Genomic DNA, 19,860 nt, shown 5'->3' on the forward strand with positions numbered 1-19,860 from the left:
GTACGGTGGGCGTCCATGAGCGGCGCGGTATGCCCGGGATCCTTCGACCCGGTGACCCTTGGCCACATCGACGTATTCGAGCGGGCGGCGGCCCAGTTCGACGAGGTCGTGGTGGCGGTACTGGTGAACCCCAACAAGAAGGGCATGTTCACCGCACAGGAACGCATCGACCTGATCGTCGAGTCGACGGTGCATCTGCCGAATCTTCGGGTCGAGTCCGGCTCGGGACTGGTGGTCGACTTCGCGCGGGCCCGCGGACTGAGTGCCATCGTCAAAGGCCTGCGCTCGGGCACCGATTTCGAGTACGAGCTGCAGATGGCTCAGATGAACCGGCATGTGGCCGGCGTGGACACCTTCTTCGTGACCACCACCCCGCAGTATTCGTTCGTCTCGTCATCCCTGGCCAAAGAGGTTGCCGCGCTCGGCGGCGACGTCAGCGATCTGCTGCCCGAGCCGGTGAATCGGCAGCTCGCGGCCAAACTCGCCGAGCGCTGAACTGTGCCGAAGTCACCGTTTGTGACGGATTTCAGCCGGAAACCATCACAAACCGTGGTTTTGGCGATCCTCTGCAACGAAAACAGCGACACACCGGTCGGTAAAGCCGAGTCACATGAGTAACACCAGGCACACTAGTAACAACAACTAGGCCTGGAGGGGTTGCCGTGTACCGAGTATTTGAGGCGCTCGACGAGCTCGGCGCGATCGTGGAAGAGGCGCGCGGAGTGCCGATGACCGCGGGCTGCATGGTGCCCCGCGGCGACGTGCTGGAACTCATCGACGACATCAAGGACGCCATCCCCGGCGAGTTGGACGATGCCCAGGATGTGCTGGACGCCCGCGACGGAATGCTGCGCGAGGCCAAGGAGCACGCCGATTCGATGGTCTCCTCGGCTACCGCCGAAGCAGATTCGACCCTGCATCACGCCCGCAGCGAGGCCGATCGGCTGCTCGCCGACGCCAAAGCGCAGGCGGACCGGATGGTCGGCGAAGCCCGCGCGCACAGCGAGCGGATGGTCGGCGAGGCCCGTGAAGAGGCCAACCGCATCGTCACCTCCGCCAAGCGGGAGTATGACGCCGCCACCGGCCGGGCGAGGGCCGAGGCGGACCGACTGATCGAGAACGGAAACATCTCTTACGAGAAGGCCGTCCAGGAAGGGCTCAAGGAGCAGCAGCGGCTGGTCTCGGACACCGAGATCGTGCAGACCGCCACCTCCGAGGCCACCCGGTTGATCGACTCGGCGCACGCCGAGGCCGACCGCCTGCGCGGCGAGTGCGACATCTACGTCGACAGCAAGCTGGCCGAGTTCGAAGATCAGCTGAACGGCACCCTGCGTTCGGTCAGCCGTGGTCGCCACCAGCTGCGGACCGCAGCCGGCACCCACGACTACGCTCAGCGTTCGGCCTGACGCCTCAGAGTTGGCCGTGCCGAGGCGGTTTGGTGCCCGACAGGGTGTATCTGCCGATGTGCTGCAACTTCCATCGGGTGGCGTCGTGCAGGGTATGGGTCCGCGCGTCGCGCCAGTAGCGAGACAGATTCGCCGACGCCGTGGCGCTGCGGGTACCGCCCAGCTCAAAAAGCGTTGTCGCGGCCTGTAATGCGGCCCGTGCCGCGGCAACCTTGGCTACCGCGACGGCCACCGATGCTTCAGCCGCGGTGTCGGCGTTCAGGTTTGACGCGGCAGCGTCGACCCGGCGCGCGGCTTCGGACAGCAGTGCCTGGGCCGCGCGCACGGTGACGGTCAGCTCGCCGGCGACCGCGATCAGCGTCGGGTCCTGCGCCGACGATTGCACGTCGGCCTCGAAATGCGGCCTGGCCTTGGCTGTTTGACGGACGCCCTCGGCCAGCGCCCCGGTCGCGATACCGGTATCGATCGCCGTGTGCACCAGCTGCGCCCGCGCGCCGTACAGCGTCGGCTCGGCAAAAATCGGCGAGTACGGCACCACCTGAGCGGCCGGCACCCGGACGGTGTCCAGCGTCACAGTGCCCGATGCGGTGGTGCGCTGGCCCAGTCCGTCCCAGTCGTCGATGATCCGCACCCCCTGGGTGTCGGCCGGGATGAACGCAATGACCTTGGGGGTCGAGTTATCCGGTGCTGCCGGCGGGTCGAATGACGCCCGCACAGCCAGCCAGTCGGCGAACAGTGCGCCCGTACAGTAGAACTTGCGGCCGGTCAGCTCGAAGTCGGTTCCGGCCGGCACGAGTGTCGTGCGGTCCACGTTGACCGGCTGGGGCCCGCGTTCGACCTGAGCGTTCGCCAGCAGTGCCCCGTCGCGCACCAGGCCGAAGAAGAACTCCTTCTGCGCCGCGGTGCCTTGCAGCCGGATCGCCTCCAGGAAGGTGAAGTGCGATTGGGGAATCTGCGCGAGCGAGGGGTCGGCGTCAGCCAGCAGCCGGAAGAATTCGGCTACCGCGGCCGCCGGCGCGTCCAGGCCACCGAAGGTGGTGGGGACCGAGAGGGCAAGCAGCCCAGAGGCTTTCAACGCCGCCACCTGTTGGCGCGGCAGTATCCGCTCGGCATCCCGGGTCGCGGCGGCCGCGCGGAACTCTTCGGCGAGTGTTGCGGCGACTTGCAGCGCCTGCTCGGGCGTCGTGAGCCGGGCAGCCTGCCGCGCCGCGGTCACCGCGCCGAACTCACGAATGGAATCGACACTGCCGAACCGGCGGTCTGATCGGCGTCGAACACTCCGCGCTGCCGCAGGATCGGCACCACCCCCTCGCCGAACCAATACAGCTCCTCCAGATGCGGATACCCCGAGAAGATGAACTCATCGATGCCGGCCGCGGCATATTCAGTGATCCGGTCGGCGACTTCGGTGTGGCTACCCACCAGCGCGGTGCCGGCTCCGCCTCGCACCAGGCCGACGCCGGCCCACAAATTGGGTGCGATCTCCAGGTTGCGTGCGGCGCGCCAGGTTCCATCGGCCCGGCTGGCTTCGTGCAGCGCCAGCATCCGGTGTTGGCCCTCGGATTGACTGCGCGACAGGCTGGTCTGTGCGTTGCCGACGGTGTCGTCGTCCAGGGCGGCCAGCAGTCGGTCCGCCTGCGCCCATGCCTCGTCCGCAGTATCCCGGGACAAGGTGTGCAGCCGGATGCCGAAACGAATGGTGCGACCCTGCTTGGCGGCCAGCGCGCGAATCCATTCGATCTTCGCCTGCACCGCCTCCGGCGGCTCACCCCAGGTCAGGTACACATCGGCGTGCCGGGCGGCGACCGGTCCGGCAGCGGCCGAACTACCACCGAAATACAGGGGAGGTATCGGGTCGGGCAGAGTGGCCAGCGAGGCGTCCTGCACGTCGACGTATTCGCCGCGATGGGTGACGGTCTGCCCGTCCCACAACCGGCGGACCACATCAAGGAACTCGTCGCAGCGTTGGTAGCGCGCGTTCTTGTCCAGGTGATCGCCGAACGCCCGCTGCTCATGGTCTTCACCACCGACGACGACGTTGAGCAGGATGCGGCCCGGCGCGTGACGGGCGAAAGTGGCTGCCATCTGCGCCGAGAGGGTGGGGCTGACCAGTCCGGGACGAAACGCCACCAGGAAGGCCAACGTGCTGGTCTCGCGCACCAGCAGCGACGCGGTGATGAACGCGTCTTCGCACCAGGCGCCGGTCGGGATCAGCGCCCCGGTGAAACCGAAGCGCTCAGCGGCTCGCACGATCGACGCGAGGTAGTCGATGCTGGCGTCTCGATCGCCCCCGGCGGCTCCGGCGGGGCTGCCGTGTCCGCCCCCTACGATCAGCCGGCTGTCGCCGTAGGTGGGCAGGAACCAATGCAGTTTCACGGTCACAGGGGTCATTCTCGGGAACTGTGGCCGTCGCCACGAGTGCCGCCCGCGAGGCCGGCCGCCGATGCTGAATTGCGCCACCTGCCGGTAGCTGCCGAGACGCGTCCCGGCCGACTAAAAATCTTGCTGAGCGGGTGTCGGGTGATCATTCGCGGGGCGTTGACCGGCAGCGACGTAGAATCACGAGCATGGCAGGCTCCAAAAATCCGCTGGCGATCGACATCTCGCGGTTGGGCCGTCGCCCCGGCTCGCTGATGACCTATACCCAGACGGTGCCCAGCCCGTCGCGAATCGGGCTGGAACTCTTGGCAATTGAGGTCGGCGCGCCGCTGACGCTGGATCTGCAGTTGCAGTCGGTATCCGAAGGTGTATTGGTCACCGGATCGGTTTCGGGCCCCACCGCCGGCGAGTGTTCGCGGTGCCTCGCGCCGATTTCGGGGGACGTCGAGATCAGCCTCACCGAACTCTTCGCGTACCCGGACAGCGCGACCGAGGCCACCACAGAAGAGGACGAGGTCGGACACGTCGTCGACGACTTCGTCAACCTCGAACAGAGCGTGGTCGACGAGATCGGGATGGCGCTGCCCTTCTCGCCGGTGTGCACCCCGGATTGCCCGGGTCTATGCCCGGACTGCGGCGTACGCCTGGCCGAGACCGCCGACCATCACCACGACAAGATCGATCCGCGCTGGGCCAAGCTCGCTGCCATGATGCCCACCGACGACACCGTGGCGCCGGGGAATGATTCGTGACGGTGGATCGCACCCCACTGCTCGACGCCCTCGGTGTGCGCCTGTCCGATGAGCTGCTGACCGTCGCGTTGACCCATCGCAGTTACGCCTATGAGAACGGCGGCTTGCCCACCAACGAACGCCTGGAGTTTCTCGGCGACGCGGTGCTGGGGCTGGTGATCACCGCTGAGATCTTCGGCCGATACCCGGACCGCAGCGAGGGAGAGCTGGCCAAGCTCAAGTCCGCGGTGGTCAACACCCAGGCGCTCGCCGAGATCGCTCGTGGCCTCACCGCCGACGGGCTGGGCAGCTATCTGCTGTTGGGCCGCGGTGAAATGGCAAGTGGCGGAGCACAAAAGGCCAATCTGCTGGCTGATGGTCTGGAATCCCTGCTGGGGGCGACATACATCCAGCACGGCCACGAAGTGGCCCGCAAGGTGGTGCTCGGGTTGTTCGGCGGGGTGCTCGAGACCGCGGCCGGTCTCGGTGCCGGACTGGACTGGAAGACCAGCCTGCAAGAACTTTCGGCGGCCCGCCGGCTGGGTGTGCCGTCGTATGCGGTCAGTTCGACCGGGCCTGAACACGACAAGCAGTTCACCGCCCGGGCGATGGTCGAGGGTGTCGAATACGGTTCCGGTCTGGGCCGCACCAAAAAAGAGGCCGAGCAGCAGGCCGCGGCCGCGGCGTACACCGCGCTGCAGGACGTGGACTCCGACGCCACCGATGCCTGAACTTCCCGAAGTCGAGGTGGTGCGGCGGGGACTGCAATCCCATGTCGCCGGAAGACAATTCGCTGCCGTGACGGTGCATCACCTGCGCGCGGTGCGTCGGCACGACGCCGGTCCGGCCGACCTCGCCGGCCGGCTGGCCGGGCGCCGGATCACCGGAACGGGTCGTCGCGGTAAATACCTGTGGCTGACCCTCGACGGTGACGAGGCGCTGGTGGTGCACCTCGGCATGAGTGGCCAGATGCTGATCGGTCCGCCGGCCCGCCCCGACCATCTGCGGATCTCTGCACTGCTCGACGACGGCACCGAATTGAGTTTCGTCGATCAGCGGACCTTCGGTGGTTGGCAGGTTGCCGATCTGCTGGAGGTCGACGGCAGCGCGGTGCCCGAGCCGGTGGCGCACATCGCCCGGGACCCGCTGGACCCGGAGTTCGACCCGGATGTAGTGGTCAACGTGTTGCGGCGCAAGGACTCTGAGATCAAGCGTCAGCTACTCGACCAGACCGTGGTCTCCGGCGTCGGGAACATCTACGCCGACGAGTCACTGTGGCGGGCTCAGGTCAACGGGTTCCGAGTGGCCTCGGCGCTGCCGCGGCGACGCCTGGGCGAGCTGCTGGGCCACGCCGGCGCCGTCATGGTGGCCGCGCTGGACCAGGGTGGCACGTCCTTTGACTCGTTGTACGTCAACGTCAACGGCGAATCGGGTTACTTCGACCGGTCGCTGGACGCGTACGGCCGGGAGGGCGAGCCGTGCCGGCGCTGCGGCAGCGTGATGCTGCGGGAGAAGTTCATGAACCGCTCGTCGTACTACTGCCCGAAATGCCAACCGCGGCCGCGCCGATCCTGATCGATCTGACCCGACCGCGGTGGCATACCGCGAATTCAGTTGCCGCCGAATACTTTTCCGAACATCGGCGAGTCGCTCATGCAGATCTTCCAGTCGCCCGATTCCTTGCGGAAGTAGAGGGTCAGCGGAGGCCGGGCCCCGCCACCGGCAGTGATCTGCGCGGTGGCCTTACTGCCGTCGACCTCGATATCGGAGATGGTGGCGGTACCGCCGCCGGCACCTGAACTGTCGGTGGGTACCTTGATCGGCCCGATGGCGCCGATCTTGTCGTACAGCTGCTGGTCCTTGGCGCACGAGTGCTGACGCATGGTTTGCATGAAGTCGCCGCCATCGGAGTTCATGTTGGTCAGCAGACTGCGAATCTGGGCCTTGTCGTCGGAACCGGAGCCGAACGAGCTGTCGCCGCTCGCCGAGGTGCCGCCACTGGACTGGTGCATGTTGAACACGCCCGAGAGCCCGAGGATCGCGACGACACCGACGATGACCAGCACTGACAATCCGCCGATCAACCACCACTTGGCGTTGTTGGACGACGGCGGCGGTGGGCCGCCCGGAAAGCCCGGGCCCGGAAAGCCAGGAGGATAACCGGGGCCCTGCGGGAACGCCTGCGGGTAACCCGGTGCCGCCGGGTAGCCGGGAGTTTGGGGGTAACCCGGCCCCTGGGGGTAGCCGGGAGCCTGCGGGTAGCTGGGCATCGTGGGATAGCCGGGTGCGCCGAGGACGTTCGGCGGGCCGTAGGCCGGCGCAACCGGCTGCTGCGGGTATGCACCGAGGGCTGGATAACTCGGCCCTGCCGGGTACCCGGGGCCAAAAGCCGGCTGATCGCCCGGCCAGGGCTGAGCGTCCGGAAACTCCGAACCGGACGGGGGATAGGTCATGTCTGGTCGCTCCCTGTGAACTGTGCTGGAATCCAACGTAACACCGGGTCGCAGGGCCGACGAGTGCGAAAGGGTCACGGTTGTGCCTGGGATCATCCGCCGATGGCGGGCACGGTACAAATGGAGCCATGACGGAACTGTGGGTCGAGCGCACCGGGGTGCGCCGCTATACCGGACACAGCTCACGCGGGGCGGAGGTGCTGGTCGGTTCCGAGGATGTCGACGGCGTCTTCACCCCGGGCGAACTGCTGAAGATCGCGCTGGCAGCCTGTAGCGGTATGAGCAGTGACCACCCGCTGCGGACGCGACTGGGGGATGACTACCAGACCACCATCCGGGTGTCCGGGCCTGCCGACCGTGAGAACGAGGTCTACCCGCATCTGCAGGAGAGCATCGAGCTGGACCTGTCTGCGCTGTCCGAGGACGAGATCAAGAAACTGAAGATCGTCGTGGAGCGGGCGATCGACAAGGTTTGTACAGTCGGGCGCACTCTCAAAGCCGGCACCGAGGTCACTCTCGAGATCACCGGGAAGTGAGCGCCGATGACCCGGCCGGCGAGGTCCGCCTCTCGGCCTGGGTGCATGGCCGGGTTCAGGGCGTCGGATTTCGGTGGTGGACCCGGGCCAGGGCATTGGAGCTCGGGTTGACGGGTTACGCGAGCAACAAAGCCGATGGGCGGGTGCACGTCGTCGCGCAGGGTCCGCGAGCCGGCTGTGAGCGGCTGCTTGAACTGCTGCGCAGCGGAGACACCCCGGGGACGGTGACGACCGTGGTCGACGACTGGGGCCCGGCCGGCGACCGGATCGAGGGTTTCACCGAGCGGTAATTTGAGCCAGGGGTCCCCGGGATTTAACCGGCCCGACGGTAGGGTTTCACCCCATGCATCTGAAGAGTCTGACGCTGAAGGGCTTCAAGTCCTTCGCGTCGGCGACGACTCTTCGCTTCGAACCAGGCATCACCTGTGTGGTGGGGCCCAACGGTTCGGGCAAGTCCAACGTCGTCGATGCCCTGACCTGGGTGATGGGCGAGCAGGGGGCCAAGACCCTGCGCGGCGGCAAGATGGAGGACGTCATCTTCGCCGGCACGTCCTCGCGGGCGCCGCTGGGCCGCGCCGAGGTCACGCTGACCATCGACAACTCCGACAACGCCCTGCCGATCGAATACTCCGAGGTGTCGATCACCCGCCGGGTGTTCCGCGACGGCGCCAGCGAGTACGAGATCAACGGCAGCAGTTGCCGATTGATGGACGTGCAGGAACTGCTGAGCGATTCTGGCATCGGCCGTGAGATGCATGTCATCGTCGGCCAGGGCAAGCTCTCGGAGATCCTGGAATCGCGCCCCGAGGACCGCCGGGCGTTCATCGAAGAAGCCGCCGGTGTGCTCAAGCACCGCAAGCGCAAAGAAAAAGCAGTCCGCAAGCTCGACGCGATGCAGGCCAACCTGGCCCGGCTGACCGACCTGACCACCGAACTGCGTCGTCAGCTCAAGCCGTTGGGCCGCCAGGCCGAGATGGCCCGTCGCGCGCAGACCATCCAGGCCGATCTACGCGATGCCCGGCTCCGACTGGCCGCCGACGATCTGGTGACCCGGCAGGCCGAGTTCGACGACACGAATTCCACCGAAACGGTGCTGCGCCGGGAGCATGGCGAGGTCACCTCCCGACTTGAAGCGGCGAGCGCCGAGCTGGCCGGCCACGAGGCCGCGGTATCGACGTTGTCCGGCCGTGCCGAGGCCGCCCAGCAGACCTGGTTCCGGCTCTCGGCTCTGGCAGAGCGGGTCAGCGCCACCGTCCGGATCGCCACCGAGCGCACTCAACTGCTCGACTCCGAACCCGAGGTTTCCACCGGTCGAGATCCCGATGAGCTGGACGCCGAAGCCGACGCGGTTGCCGAACACGAAGAGCAGCTGCTGGCCGAGCTGTCCGAGTCGCGGACCAGGCTGGAGGCCGCCCGCGCCGCGCTGTCCGAATGCGAGCGCGCCGCCGCTGATGCCGAGCGTGCCCAGATGGCGGCCGCGCGCGCCGAGGCCGACCGCCGTGAGGGCCTGGCCCGGCTGGCGGGTCAGGTCGACACCATGCGTACCCGGATCGAATCGATCGACGAGGGCGCGGTCCGGCTGACCGGAAGCATCGAGGAAGCCGCGGCCCGGGTACAGCAGGCCAAGGCCGAGTTCGAGACGGTCCAGGGACGGGTCGGCGAACTCGACGCGGGTGAGGCCGGCCTCGATGAGCACCACGACCGCACCGTCACCGCACTGCGCCAGGCCGACGAGCGCGTGGCCGAACTGCAGGCCGCTGAGCGTGCCGCGGAGAATCAGGTGGTCTCGCTGCAGTCCCGGATCGAGGCGCTGTCGGTGAGCCTGGATCTCAAGGACGGATCGGCCTGGCTGCAGGAAAATCATGACGGCTCAGGACTTTTCGGCTCGGTCGCGCAGTTGGTCCGGGTACAGACCGGCCACGAGGCGGCGATCGCCGCGGTACTGGGCGCCGCGGCAGACGCATTGGCCGCCGAGAGTTTCGACGCGGCCCGCGCCGCAGTGGATGCGCTCAAACGCGGCGACGGCGGTCGTGCGGCCATCGTCTTGGGCGACTGGCCCGGCGAAACCGCCTCTCCGAGTGGGGATCTGCCGGCCGGTGCGCGCTGGGCCACCGATCTGGTGGAGGTCCCGGCCCGGCTCAAGGGTGCGATCGGAGCGATCCTGGCCCGGGTTGCGGTGGTGGACTCCTTGTCCGCAGCGCTCAATCTGGTGGCTACCCGGCCCGAATTGCGGGCGGTCAACACCGAAGGGGATCTGGTCGGCGCGGGCTGGATCAGCGGTGGATCTGACCGCAAGCCAAGTACTTTGGAGATCGCCTCGGAGATCGAGAAGGCCCGCACCGCGCTGGAGCAGACCGAGCGGCGGACCCATGAACTGTCCGCGGCACTGTCCGGGGCATTGGCCGAGCAGTCGAGCCGCCAGGACGCCGCGGAGCACGCGCTCGCTGCGCTGAACGAATCCGATGCGGCGATCTCTGCGATCTACGAGCAGCTCGGCCGGCTGGGCCAGGACATGCGGGTGGCCGACGACGAGTGGCAGCGGCTGATCCGCCAGCGCGACGACCTGGAGGCCGGGCGGTCACGCACCCTGGCCGAGCTGGCCGAGTTGGAGGACCGGTTCCACAATGCTCAGCAGGAGCCGATGTTCGATGTCGAACCGGTGGACCGGCACGAGACCAACGCGGCGGCGGAAGAGGCGCGCGCCGTCGAGGTGGAGGCCCGACTGACGGTACGCACCGCGGAAGAGCGCGCGAATGCCGTTCGTGGACAGGCTGATTCACTGCGCAGAGCGGCGACTGCCGAGCGCGACGCCCGGCTGCGTGCGGCCCGGGCCCGCGAGGCCCGCGTGCACGCCGCGGCGGTGGCCTCCGCAGTCGCCGAGTCCGGCCGGCTGGTTGCCGAGAAACTGGCGCTTACGGTGGCGGTGGCGGCACGTACCCGTGATGCGTTGGCCACTGAACGTGCGCAGCGCTCAGAGGGTTTGACGCGCGTGCGGGTTGAGGTGACCGAACTCAGTGCCCGGGCCAGTGCGCTCACCGAGGCGCTGCACCGTGATGAGGTGGCCAAAGCCCAAGCGGCGCTTCGCATCGAGCAGCTCGAACAACAGGTGCTCGAGCAGTTCGGTATGGCGGTGGCCGACCTGGTCGCCGAGTACGGACCCGAAGTGTCCTTGCCGCCAACCGAATTGGAGATGGCCGAGTACGAGCAGGCCAAGGAACGCGGCGAGCAGGTCACCGCGCCCGCGCCGATGCCGTTCGACCGGCCCACCCAGGAACGTCGGGCCAAAAAAGCTGAGCGCGAACTGGCCGAGCTGGGCCGGGTGAACCCACTGGCGCTCGAAGAGTTCGCCGCGCTGGAGGAGCGCTACAACTTCCTGTCCACCCAGCTCGAGGACGTCAAGTCGGCCCGCAAGGACCTGATGGACGTCATCGCCGACGTCGATGAGCGCATCCTGCGGGTGTTCGCCGAGGCCTACGAGGACGTGGAGCGAGAATTCGCCCAGGTGTTCCAGACCTTGTTCCCCGGCGGCGAGGGGCGGCTGCTGCTGACCAATCCCAACGATCTGCTGACCACCGGCATCGAGGTCGAGGCCCGGCCGCCCGGCAAGAAGGTCAAGCGGTTGTCGCTGCTGTCCGGTGGCGAGAAGTCGCTGACCGCGGTGGCCATGCTCGTCGCGATCTTCCGGGCCCGGCCGTCGCCGTTCTATGTCATGGACGAGGTCGAGGCCGCCCTCGACGATGTGAACCTGCGCCGGTTGATCAGTCTGTTCGAGCAGCTGAGGGAGAAGTCGCAGCTGATCGTCATCACGCACCAGAAGCCCACCATGGAGGTGGCCGACGCGTTGTACGGCGTCACCATGCAGGGCGACGGCATCACCCAGGTGATCTCGCAGCGGATGCGCGGCCAGGAGTTGGTGTCCGGCGGTTCGTAGGGGTGACCGTCCGACTGACACAATGTCACGGTGTCGGAAGGTCTGTGGATCGCGATAGCGGTCATCGCTGCTCTGGTTGTCGTTGCTCTGGTCGTCGGCTTTGTCCGATACCGGCGCAGCCGTGTCTCGCTGACTTCTGCGGACGACACCCCACAGATCGACCGTTCGGGCGGCTACACCGCGTCGTCGGGCATTACCTTCAGCAGTTCGGACACTCTCCCGACGGTCGGTGACGACGCCGAGATCCCGAGGGATGCGCCCAAACGGACCATCGCCGAGGTTCAGCTGCCGGAGCCGGAAGCCTCGGTTGTAGAGCCCGAACCAGAGCCGGAAACCGCACCGGAACCCGAACCGGCGCCTGAACCAGAGCCGGTTGCCGAACCCGAGCCGGCCCCAGAACCCGCGGCCGAGCCGCGCGATGAGATCGCGCCCTCTGCCGGGCGCCTGGAGCGGCTGCGCGGCCGACTTGCCAAGTCGCAGAACGCAATCGGACGCAGTGTGCTGGGCCTGCTCGGCGGCGGCGATCTCGACGAAGACTCGTGGCAAGAGATCGAAGACACCCTGCTGATCGCCGACCTGGGCCCGACGGCCACCGAATCGGTGGTGACTGCGTTGCGTTCCCGGATGGGTGAGGCCAGCGTGCGCACCGAGGCCGACGCCCGTGCGGTGCTGCGCGAGGTGCTGATCAACGAACTGCGCCCCGAATTGGACCGGTCCATCAGGGCGCTGCCGCACGCCGACAAACCGTCGGTGCTGCTGGTGGTCGGGGTCAACGGCGCCGGAAAGACCACCACGGTGGGCAAGCTGGCCCGCGTACTGGTGGCCGATGGTCGGCGGGTGGTGCTGGGTGCCGCGGATACCTTCCGGGCCGCTGCCGCCGACCAGTTGCAGAGCTGGGGCGCGCGGGTCGGTGCCGACGTGGTGCGTGGTCCCGAAGGCGCCGATCCGGCATCGGTGGCCTTTGACTCCGTCGACAAGGGCGTCGCGACGGGCGCCGACGTCGTCGTGGTCGATACTGCCGGCCGCCTGCATACCAAGACCGGCCTGATGGACGAACTCGGCAAGGTCAAACGGGTGGTCGAGAAGCGTGCCAAGGTCGACGAGGTGCTCTTGGTCCTCGATGCCACCATCGGGCAGAACAGTCTGCCGCAGGCCCGGGTGTTCGCCGAGGTGGTCGACATCACCGGCGTGGTGTTGACCAAGCTGGACGGAACGGCCAAGGGCGGCATCGTTTTCCGGGTACAGCAGGAGCTCGGCGTGCCGGTGAAATTGGTCGGATTGGGCGAGGGCCCGGACGATCTGGCGCCCTTTGAACCCGCTGCCTTCGTCGACGCGCTTCTGGGCTAAGCAGGGCATTAACGTCGGCGAAACGAACTAGGGCGATCCGTTCACACGAGCGAAACGCCCGTGCGCCTTTGATGAAACAACCACTGCGCAAAGTTCTGGCCTAGGTCAACGGTGCCTGACCGTGACTATGGGCGTAAGGAGGAAACAGCCAGTGGATGGATTCCCGATAATGGGTGTCCCCAACTCTGGGGATACAGCGTGGATGCTCGCGAGTGCCGCGTTGGTGCTGCTGATGACGCCAGGTCTGGCGTTCTTCTACGGCGGCATGGTGCGTGCCAGGGGCGTGCTCAACATGATCATGATGAGCATCAGCGCAATGGGTTTGGTGACGGTGTTGTGGGTCCTCTACGGCTTTTCCATGTCATTCGCCAACGACACGGACAATCTGTTCGGTAACCCGACTCAGTTCTTCGGGCTGAAGGGCCTGTTCACTGCCGCCAACGGCGCCGCGGCGGTTGCCGCGGTACCCGCCAGCGGTAGCACGGCGGCAGTTGCTGCGGTTCCGGAAGTTGACATTCCACTCTTCGGAACCCTCCCGGCGCTGGTCTTCGTGATGTTCCAGCTGATGTTCGCCATCATCACCGTCGCCCTGATCTCGGGTGCAGTTGCCGATCGACTCAAGTTCGGCAGCTGGTTGGTCTTCGCGGGTCTGTGGGCGACCATCGTCTACTTCCCGGTTGCGCACTGGGTGTTCGACTTCGACGTGGCAGACGCCTCGGGCAAGATCATCCACCATGGCGGTTGGATCGCCAACCACCTCAAGGCAATCGACTTCGCCGGTGGTACCGCGGTCCACATCAATTCCGGTGCTGCGGGTCTGGCGCTGTGCATCGTGCTGGGCAAGCGCAAGGGCTGGCCGACCACTCTGGTGAGGCCGCACAACCTGCCCTTCGTCATGCTGGGCGCCGGTCTGCTGTGGTTCGGCTGGTACGGCTTCAATGCCGGTTCGGCCCTGTCGGCCAACGCGTCGGCTGCGGAGACGTTCACCACCACGACCATCGCCACCGCGGCTGCCATGTTGTCCTGGCTGCTCGTGGAGCGAATCCGGGACGGCCACGCCACGACCCTGGGTGCCGCGTCGGGCATCGTCGCCGGTCTGGTGGCCATCACCCCGTCCTGCTCGTCGGTGAACGTGGTCGGCGCACTGGCCATCGGCCTGATCGGTGGCGCGGTGTGTGCTTTGGCCGTCGGGTTGAAGTTCAAGTTCGGCTTCGATGACGCGCTCGACGTGGTCGGTGTGCACATGATCGGTGGTCTCACTGGCACCCTGCTGATCGGTCTCTTTGCGACCGACGAGGCGCCGGCTGCGGTCAAGGGTCTGTTCTACGGTGGTGGCTGGTCTCAACTGGAGAAGCAGGCCGTTGGCGCGTTCTCGGTGATGGCGTACTCATTCGTCGCCACCCTGATCATCGCGCTGGCGATCAAGTACACAATTGGTCTACGGCTCAACGAAGAAGATGAGGCGAGCGGGATCGATGAATCGCAGCACGCGGAAACCGCTTATGAACTGGCGTGATCGGGAAGGATTCACGGTGACATCCACGGGTATTCGGAAGGAAGCGACCAAATGAAGTTGATTACGGCGATCGTCAAGCCGTTCACACTCGAAGACGTCAAGACCGGCCTGGAACAGATGGGCATCCTCGGCATGACCGTCAGTGAGGTGCAGGGCTACGGACGTCAAAAGGGCCACACCGAGGTCTACCGTGGCGCTGAGTACTCGGTGGACTTCGTGCCCAAGGTGCGCGTGGAGGTCGTTGTCGACGATGCCGCCGTCGACAAGGTCGTTGATGTCATCGTGCAGGCCGCACGTACAGGCAAGATCGGCGACGGCAAGGTCTGGGTCACCCCGGTCGACACCGTCGTGCGGGTCCGCACCGGTGAGCGTGGCAGCGAAGCGATCTGATCGAAAGGTCATAGTGCAGACACCAGATCCCGCCGCCGATGCCGAGCCTTCGCAAGGCTCGGCGGCGGGATCGCCCCGTCCCGCGAAGGATTTGGCCAAGGCGGTAGACCAGTTGCTGTCGGCCGGGAACCGGCAGCTCGATTCGTCGGCCCTGCGCGAGGCGCTGGTGGATCTCTACGAATTCTGGCTTGCCACAAAGGCGGCCGAGATCGGTATCACCGACACCAGCGGCTTCGCCATCGTCGCCACCGGTGGGCTGGGCCGCCGGGAGATGCTGCCGTACTCGGACCTGGACCTCATGCTGTTGCATGACGACCTGCCCGCGGAGGCTGTCACCGAGGTCGCCGAGTCGCTCTGGTACCCGTTGTGGGACGCCAACATTCACATCGACCACAGCGTCCGCACCGTCCCACAGGCGCTGAAGACGGCGGCCACCGACATCTCCGCGGGCCTGGCGATGCTGGACGCCCGTCATATCGCGGGTGACTCGGATCTGTCGTCGCTGTTGGTCGGTGGGGCAAAACGGCAATGGCGCACGGGTATTGCGCCACGGTTCACCGAGTTGATCGAACATGCCCGGGCCCGCTGGGAGCGTTCGGGCCAGATCGCCCATCGTGCCGAGCCGGACTTGAAGAACGGTCGCGGCGGCCTGCGCGATGTGCAGTTGCTCAACGCGTTGTCGATCGCCCAGCTCGCCGACGTCTATCCCAGCCGCTCGGTGGCGTCCCCGCTGGGCACGTTGGGAGATGCTCACCTGGCGTTGCTCGACGTCCGCACCGAATTGCACCGGGTCTCGCACAAGGGGCGCGAGATGCTGTTGGCGCAATACGCCGACGAGATCGGCGGGGCGCTGAACGTGGGCGATCGCTTCGACCTGGCGCGGGTCATCAGCGATGCCGCCCGGACCATCACCTTCTATGTCGACGCCGGTATCAGAACTGCGGGAAATGCGTTGCCCCGCAAGGGTTTATCCGTATTGCGCCGACCCACGCGCCGGCCGCTGGACGAGGGGGTCATCGAGTACGCCGGCGAGGTCATGCTGGCCCGCGATGCCCGGCCGGAACGTGACACCGGACTGATCCTGCGGGTGGCCGCGGCATCGGCCACCAGTGGACTGCCGATTGCGGGATCGACCTTGGGGCGATTGGCCGATTCGGCACCTGAACTGCGCACCCCGTGGCCCAGCGAAGCACTCAAGGACCTACTGGTGATGCTGGCCACCGGCCCGAATGCGGTGAGCACCGTCGAGGCTCTGGACCGGATGGGCTTGTGGGGCAGGCTGTTTCCGGAATGGGGCGCGATTCGGGATCTACCGCCGCGCGACGTGGCGCACATCTGGACCGTCGACCGGCATCTGATGGAAACCGTCTCGCGGGCAAGCGCTTTCACCACTCGAGTGGCGCGCCCTGACCTGTTGCTACTGGGTGCGTTGGTACACGACATCGGCAAGGGCCGCGGGGGAGACCACAGTGTCATCGGCGCCGAGCTGGCGGTGCAGATCGGCACCCGGCTGGGCATGCGGCCCGACGACATCGACGTGCTGGCCAGGATCGTTCGGTACCACCTGTTGCTGCCCGACACCGCGACCCGTCGTGATCTGCAGGACCCCAACACCATTGCCGCGGTGGTCGAGACACTCGGCGGCGACGCGCTGCTGCTGGAGTTGTTGCAGGCGCTGGCCGAGGCGGACTCGCTGGCCACCGGTCCCGGGGTATGGGGGGACTGGAAGGCATCGCTGATCGGCGATCTGGTCCGGCGCTGCCGGCTGGTGATGGCGGGCGAAGAGCTTCCCCATCCCGATCCCATTGATCCGCAGCTTCTTTCGCGCGCCGTCCGGGACGGGGTGCATGTCGAGCTCGCGGCTGGGGAAAGCGCCCACTTCTACAACGTGACGATGATCGCGCCGGACCGCCGGGGCGTGTTGTCTAAGGCCGCCGGGGTGCTTGCACTCAACTCGCTGCGCGTGCATTCGGCGTCGGTGAACAGCTACGAGGGGCTGGCGATCAACACCTTTGCGGTGTCCCCACACTTCGGTACACCGCCGGCGGCCGAGCTGTTGCGTCAGCAGTTCATCCTGGCGCTCGACGGCGGCCTGGACGTGATCGGCTCGCTGGAACAGCGCGACGAGGAGTCGGGCGCCAACACCCGCCGTGCCGGGGAGATCCCCGATGCGGTGCCGGGCAATGCCGCGCTGGCTCCGCCTCGGATCCTGTGGTTCGACGGCACCGCGGCCGACGAACTGGTGCTGCAGATCCGGAGCGCCGACCGCCCTGGGCTACTGGCCAGGCTGTCCGCGGTGATCGAACGCACCGGCTTCGACGTGTCCTGGGCCAAGGTGACCACGTTGGGCGCCGCGGCGGTCGATGCGTTCGGGCTGGCGGTTCCCGAAGGTGGCGCGATGCCGGGCGAGTCCCGGGCAGCGTTCGAGAAAGACCTGTATGCGGTGCTCCCCGCGCCGCCACCGGCCAAGGCGAACACCGCGGCCAGCTAGGCTTACCTCGTGTTTGAATCCCTGTCCGACCGGTTGACCGGTGCGCTGTCCGGCCTGCGTGGCAAGGGCCGGCTGACCGACGCCGACATCGATGCCACCGCCCGTGAGATCCGTCTGGCGCTGCTGGAGGCGGACGTATCCCTGCCGGTCACGCGTGACTTCATCGGCCGGATCAAGGAGCGCGCCAAGGGCGCCGAGGTTTCGGGTGCGCTGAACCCGGCCCAGCAGGTCGTCAAGATCGTCAACGAGGAGCTGGTCGGCATCCTCGGCGGTCAGACCCGCCAGCTGGCGTTCGCCAAGACCCCGCCGACGGTCATCATGCTGGCAGGCTTGCAGGGTTCGGGTAAGACCACCCTGGCCGGCAAGCTGTCGAAATGGCTTAAAGATCAAGGACATACGCCTCTGCTGGTGGCCTGCGACCTGCAGCGCCCTGGCGCGGTCAACCAGCTGCAGATCGTCGGTGAGCGCGCCGGCGTGAGCGTGTTCGCGCCGCACCCCGGGGTCTCGCCGGCCGGCGTTTCCATCGATCAGATGACCACCGGTGACCCGGTCTCGGTGGCCGCCGCCGGTCTGGCAGAGGCCAAGGCCAAGCACCACGATGTGGTGATCGTCGACACCGCCGGACGCCTCGGCATCGATGAAGAGCTGATGGCCCAGGCCGCGGCAATCCGCGACGCGGTGCAGCCCGACGAGACACTCTTCGTCCTGGACGCGATGATCGGTCAGGATGCCGTCACCACCGCCGACGCGTTCCGCGAGGGCGTCGGCTTCACCGGTGTAGTGCTGACCAAGCTCGACGGCGACGCCCGCGGTGGCGCTGCGCTGTCGGTGCGTGAGGTCACCGGCGTACCGATCCTGTTCGCCTCGGCCGGGGAAAAGCTCGAAGACTTCGACGTCTTCCACCCGGACCGGATGGCGTCTCGCATCCTCGGTATGGGTGACGTGCTCACCCTGATCGAGCAGGCCGAGCAGGTCTTCGACCAGCAGAAGGCCGAAGAGGCCGCGGCCAAGATCGGCTCCGGTGAGCTGACCCTTGAGGACTTCCTCGAGCAGATGCTGATGATCCGCAAGATGGGTCCGATCGGCAATCTGCTGGGCATGCTGCCCGGTGCCGGCCAGATGAAGGACGCCCTGGCTGCCGTCGACGACAGTCACTTGGACCGGATTCAGGCCATCATCCGCGGGATGACCCCGGCCGAGCGCAGCGATCCCAAGATCATCAATGCCTCGCGCCGGCTGCGCATCGCCAACGGGTCGGGTGTCACGGTGGCCGAGGTCAATCAGCTGGTGGACCGGTTCTTCGAGGCCCGCAAGATGATGTCCGCGATGGCCGGCCAGATGGGAATGCCGTTCGGCCGCAAGAACACTCGCAAGGCGGTCAAGGGTAAGAACAAGCAGGCCGGCAAGGGCAAAAAGGGTGGCCGCGGTCCCACACCGCCGAGGAATCCATTGGGTGCGGGTGCACTACCAGGTGGCTTCCCGGACCTGTCGGCCATGCCGCAGGGGCTCAACGAGTTGCCGCCCGGCCTGGCCGACTTCGACCTGTCGCAGCTGAAGTTCCCGAAGAAGTAGCCCGGTCGTGCCAGCGCTGCACGTACGGGGTCGGGCGCTACCCGACGGCGAAGAAGTGCAGTGGTGGATACACGACGGTGTGCTGTCGGCCGAGCCGATTGCGGGCGCCGGGGCGAGCGTAGCGACGGGCGAAGAAGTCGTCACCGTCTTTGACGGCGGCTGGATCATTCCCGGCCTGGTCGACGCGCATTGTCACGTCGGCCTGGGGCCCGGCGGAGCCGTCGGACTCGACGAAGCCGTCGGGCAGGCCGAGACCGAACGCGACGCCGGGGCTCTACTACTGCGGGACGCCGGCTCGCCGGTGGACACCCGCAGTTTCGACGACCGAGATGATCTGCCCCGGATCATCCGCGCGGGCCGGCACCTGGCCAGGCCCAAGCGCTATACGCCCGGCCTGCCGATTGACATCGAGGACGAGTCGCAACTGCCGCACTACGTCGCCGAACAGGCCCGGTGGGGCGATGGCTGGGTGAAACTGGTGGGGGACTGGATCGATCGCAGCGTCGGCGACCTGGCCCCACTGTGGTCCGACGACATTCTCAAAGCGGCCATCGACGCCGCCCACGCCAACGGTGCCCGCGTCACTGCGCACGTCTTCGGTGAGGATGCCTTGCCCGGATTGATCGCTGCCGGGATCGACTGCATCGAGCACGGCACCGGGATCACCGACGACGTCATCGACCTGATGCTGGCGCACGGCACCGCCTTGGTGCCGACCCTGATCAACATCGACAACTTCCCGGGCATCGCGGACCAGGCCGGCAAATACCCGACCTACGCCAAGCACATGCGCGACTTGTACGCGTCGTGCCCGGCCCGGGTCGGGGCCGCCCACGAAGCGGGTGTGCCGATCTACGCCGGCACCGATGCCGGCGGCATGATCGCGCACGGCCGGATCGCCGACGAGGTGGCCGCATTGGCACGGGTGGGGCTGAGCCCGACCGAAGCCCTCGGCGCAGCCAGTTGGGATGCGCGAAAGTGGCTGGGGCGTCCGGGTTTACGGCACGGTGCATCGGCCGATCTGGTCTGTTACCACGACGACCCGCGAGTTCCCGGCGTGCTCAACGACCCGGCACTGGTGATCCTGCGCGGACGGCTGTGGCGCTGA

The 19,860-nt window shown here is 67.0% G+C and carries 17 protein-coding genes; 14 read left to right on the plus strand and 3 right to left on the minus strand.

Annotated elements, in window-relative coordinates:
• The first annotated feature begins 15 nt into the window (after window positions 1-15).
• Entirely contained in the window at window positions 16-495 is a 480-nt protein-coding gene (gene coaD / locus ABIA30_RS01265) for a pantetheine-phosphate adenylyltransferase (protein ID WP_370061333.1), read from the plus strand.
• Window positions 496-662: 167 nt separating this feature from the next.
• Window positions 663-1,406, plus strand: coding sequence for a cell division protein SepIVA (sepIVA, locus tag ABIA30_RS01270; RefSeq protein WP_370061335.1), 744 nt, complete (start codon window positions 663-665; stop codon window positions 1,404-1,406).
• Between the two features lie 4 nt (window positions 1,407-1,410).
• On the opposite strand, the gene ABIA30_RS01275 is transcribed toward sepIVA, so the two are convergent.
• Both ABIA30_RS01275 and ABIA30_RS01280 read right to left on the minus strand, forming a co-directional pair.
• The gene (locus ABIA30_RS01275; protein WP_370061337.1) at window positions 1,411-2,622 is read right to left on the minus strand and encodes an SfnB family sulfur acquisition oxidoreductase; all 1,212 of its coding nucleotides are present in this window, start codon (window positions 2,620-2,622) and stop codon (window positions 1,411-1,413) included.
• Complete coding sequence (locus ABIA30_RS01280) at window positions 2,619-3,788, minus strand: LLM class flavin-dependent oxidoreductase (RefSeq protein WP_370063212.1); 1,170 nt, start codon at window positions 3,786-3,788, stop codon at window positions 2,619-2,621. The genes ABIA30_RS01275 and ABIA30_RS01280 overlap by 4 nt, the downstream gene beginning before the upstream one ends.
• A gap of 185 nt (window positions 3,789-3,973) precedes the next feature.
• Between ABIA30_RS01280 and ABIA30_RS01285 the strand changes: the two genes are divergently transcribed.
• From ABIA30_RS01285 to mutM, 3 genes are read left to right on the plus strand one after another with little or no spacing between them, the layout of a single operon-like run.
• On the plus strand, window positions 3,974-4,537 hold the full coding sequence (locus tag ABIA30_RS01285) for a DUF177 domain-containing protein (RefSeq protein WP_370061338.1): 564 nt from the start codon (window positions 3,974-3,976) through the stop codon (window positions 4,535-4,537).
• Window positions 4,534-5,247 (plus strand): ribonuclease III, encoded by a 714-nt coding sequence (gene rnc, locus ABIA30_RS01290; protein ID WP_370061340.1) that lies wholly within the window; start codon window positions 4,534-4,536, stop codon window positions 5,245-5,247. The genes ABIA30_RS01285 and rnc overlap by 4 nt, the downstream gene beginning before the upstream one ends.
• A complete protein-coding gene (gene mutM / locus ABIA30_RS01295; protein WP_370061342.1) occupies window positions 5,240-6,091 on the plus strand; it encodes a bifunctional DNA-formamidopyrimidine glycosylase/DNA-(apurinic or apyrimidinic site) lyase in 852 nt (283 codons plus the stop codon). The genes rnc and mutM overlap by 8 nt, the downstream gene beginning before the upstream one ends.
• A 35-nt stretch (window positions 6,092-6,126) precedes the next feature.
• On the opposite strand, the gene ABIA30_RS01300 is transcribed toward mutM, so the two are convergent.
• The gene (locus ABIA30_RS01300) at window positions 6,127-6,969 is read right to left on the minus strand and encodes a hypothetical protein (RefSeq protein ID WP_370061344.1); all 843 of its coding nucleotides are present in this window, start codon (window positions 6,967-6,969) and stop codon (window positions 6,127-6,129) included.
• Between the two features lie 128 nt (window positions 6,970-7,097).
• Between ABIA30_RS01300 and ABIA30_RS01305 the strand changes: the two genes are divergently transcribed.
• The 9 genes from ABIA30_RS01305 to ABIA30_RS01345 all read left to right on the plus strand — a co-directional run bounded on the left by ABIA30_RS01305 (window position 7,098) and on the right by ABIA30_RS01345 (window position 19,860).
• Window positions 7,098-7,505 (plus strand): OsmC family protein, encoded by a 408-nt coding sequence (locus ABIA30_RS01305; RefSeq protein WP_370061346.1) that lies wholly within the window; start codon window positions 7,098-7,100, stop codon window positions 7,503-7,505.
• Complete coding sequence (locus tag ABIA30_RS01310) at window positions 7,502-7,795, plus strand: acylphosphatase (RefSeq protein WP_370061348.1); 294 nt, start codon at window positions 7,502-7,504, stop codon at window positions 7,793-7,795. The genes ABIA30_RS01305 and ABIA30_RS01310 overlap by 4 nt, the downstream gene beginning before the upstream one ends.
• Before the next feature lie 53 nt (window positions 7,796-7,848).
• Complete coding sequence (gene smc, locus ABIA30_RS01315; RefSeq protein WP_370061350.1) at window positions 7,849-11,436, plus strand: chromosome segregation protein SMC; 3,588 nt, start codon at window positions 7,849-7,851, stop codon at window positions 11,434-11,436.
• Window positions 11,437-11,466: 30 nt separating this feature from the next.
• Entirely contained in the window at window positions 11,467-12,783 is a 1,317-nt protein-coding gene (ftsY, locus tag ABIA30_RS01320; RefSeq protein WP_370061352.1) for a signal recognition particle-docking protein FtsY, read from the plus strand.
• Between the two features lie 151 nt (window positions 12,784-12,934).
• The gene (locus tag ABIA30_RS01325; RefSeq protein ID WP_370061354.1) at window positions 12,935-14,299 is read left to right on the plus strand and encodes an ammonium transporter; all 1,365 of its coding nucleotides are present in this window, start codon (window positions 12,935-12,937) and stop codon (window positions 14,297-14,299) included.
• Between the two features lie 51 nt (window positions 14,300-14,350).
• A complete protein-coding gene (locus ABIA30_RS01330; protein WP_370061356.1) occupies window positions 14,351-14,689 on the plus strand; it encodes a P-II family nitrogen regulator in 339 nt (112 codons plus the stop codon).
• A 13-nt stretch (window positions 14,690-14,702) separates the two neighbouring features.
• Entirely contained in the window at window positions 14,703-17,180 is a 2,478-nt protein-coding gene (locus ABIA30_RS01335) for a [protein-PII] uridylyltransferase (protein WP_370061358.1), read from the plus strand.
• Between the two features lie 9 nt (window positions 17,181-17,189).
• Window positions 17,190-18,752: a signal recognition particle protein gene (gene ffh, locus ABIA30_RS01340; protein ID WP_370061360.1), complete on the plus strand. Its 1,563-nt coding sequence runs from the start codon at window positions 17,190-17,192 to the stop codon at window positions 18,750-18,752.
• 7 nt (window positions 18,753-18,759) lie between these two features.
• Complete coding sequence (locus ABIA30_RS01345; protein WP_370061361.1) at window positions 18,760-19,860, plus strand: amidohydrolase family protein; 1,101 nt, start codon at window positions 18,760-18,762, stop codon at window positions 19,858-19,860.

The organism is Mycobacterium sp. MAA66 (assembly GCF_041261665.1).
Taxonomy (GTDB): domain Bacteria; phylum Actinomycetota; class Actinomycetes; order Mycobacteriales; family Mycobacteriaceae; genus Mycobacterium.

Bases quoted from the DNA above. Each gene is read 5' to 3' on its own strand.
- coaD (WP_370061333.1), top strand. From the start codon at position 16: ATGAGCGGCGCGGTATGCCCGGGATCCTTCGACCCGGTGACCCTTGGC.
- ABIA30_RS01285 (WP_370061338.1), top strand. From the start codon at position 3,974: ATGGCAGGCTCCAAAAATCCGCTGGCGATCGACATCTCGCGGTTGGGC.
- mutM (WP_370061342.1), top strand. From the start codon at position 5,240: ATGCCTGAACTTCCCGAAGTCGAGGTGGTGCGGCGGGGACTGCAATCC.
- ABIA30_RS01300 (WP_370061344.1), bottom strand. From the start codon at position 6,969: ATGACCTATCCCCCGTCCGGTTCGGAGTTTCCGGACGCTCAGCCCTGG.
- ABIA30_RS01305 (WP_370061346.1), top strand. From the start codon at position 7,098: ATGACGGAACTGTGGGTCGAGCGCACCGGGGTGCGCCGCTATACCGGA.
- smc (WP_370061350.1), top strand. From the start codon at position 7,849: ATGCATCTGAAGAGTCTGACGCTGAAGGGCTTCAAGTCCTTCGCGTCG.
- ABIA30_RS01330 (WP_370061356.1), top strand. From the start codon at position 14,351: ATGAAGTTGATTACGGCGATCGTCAAGCCGTTCACACTCGAAGACGTC.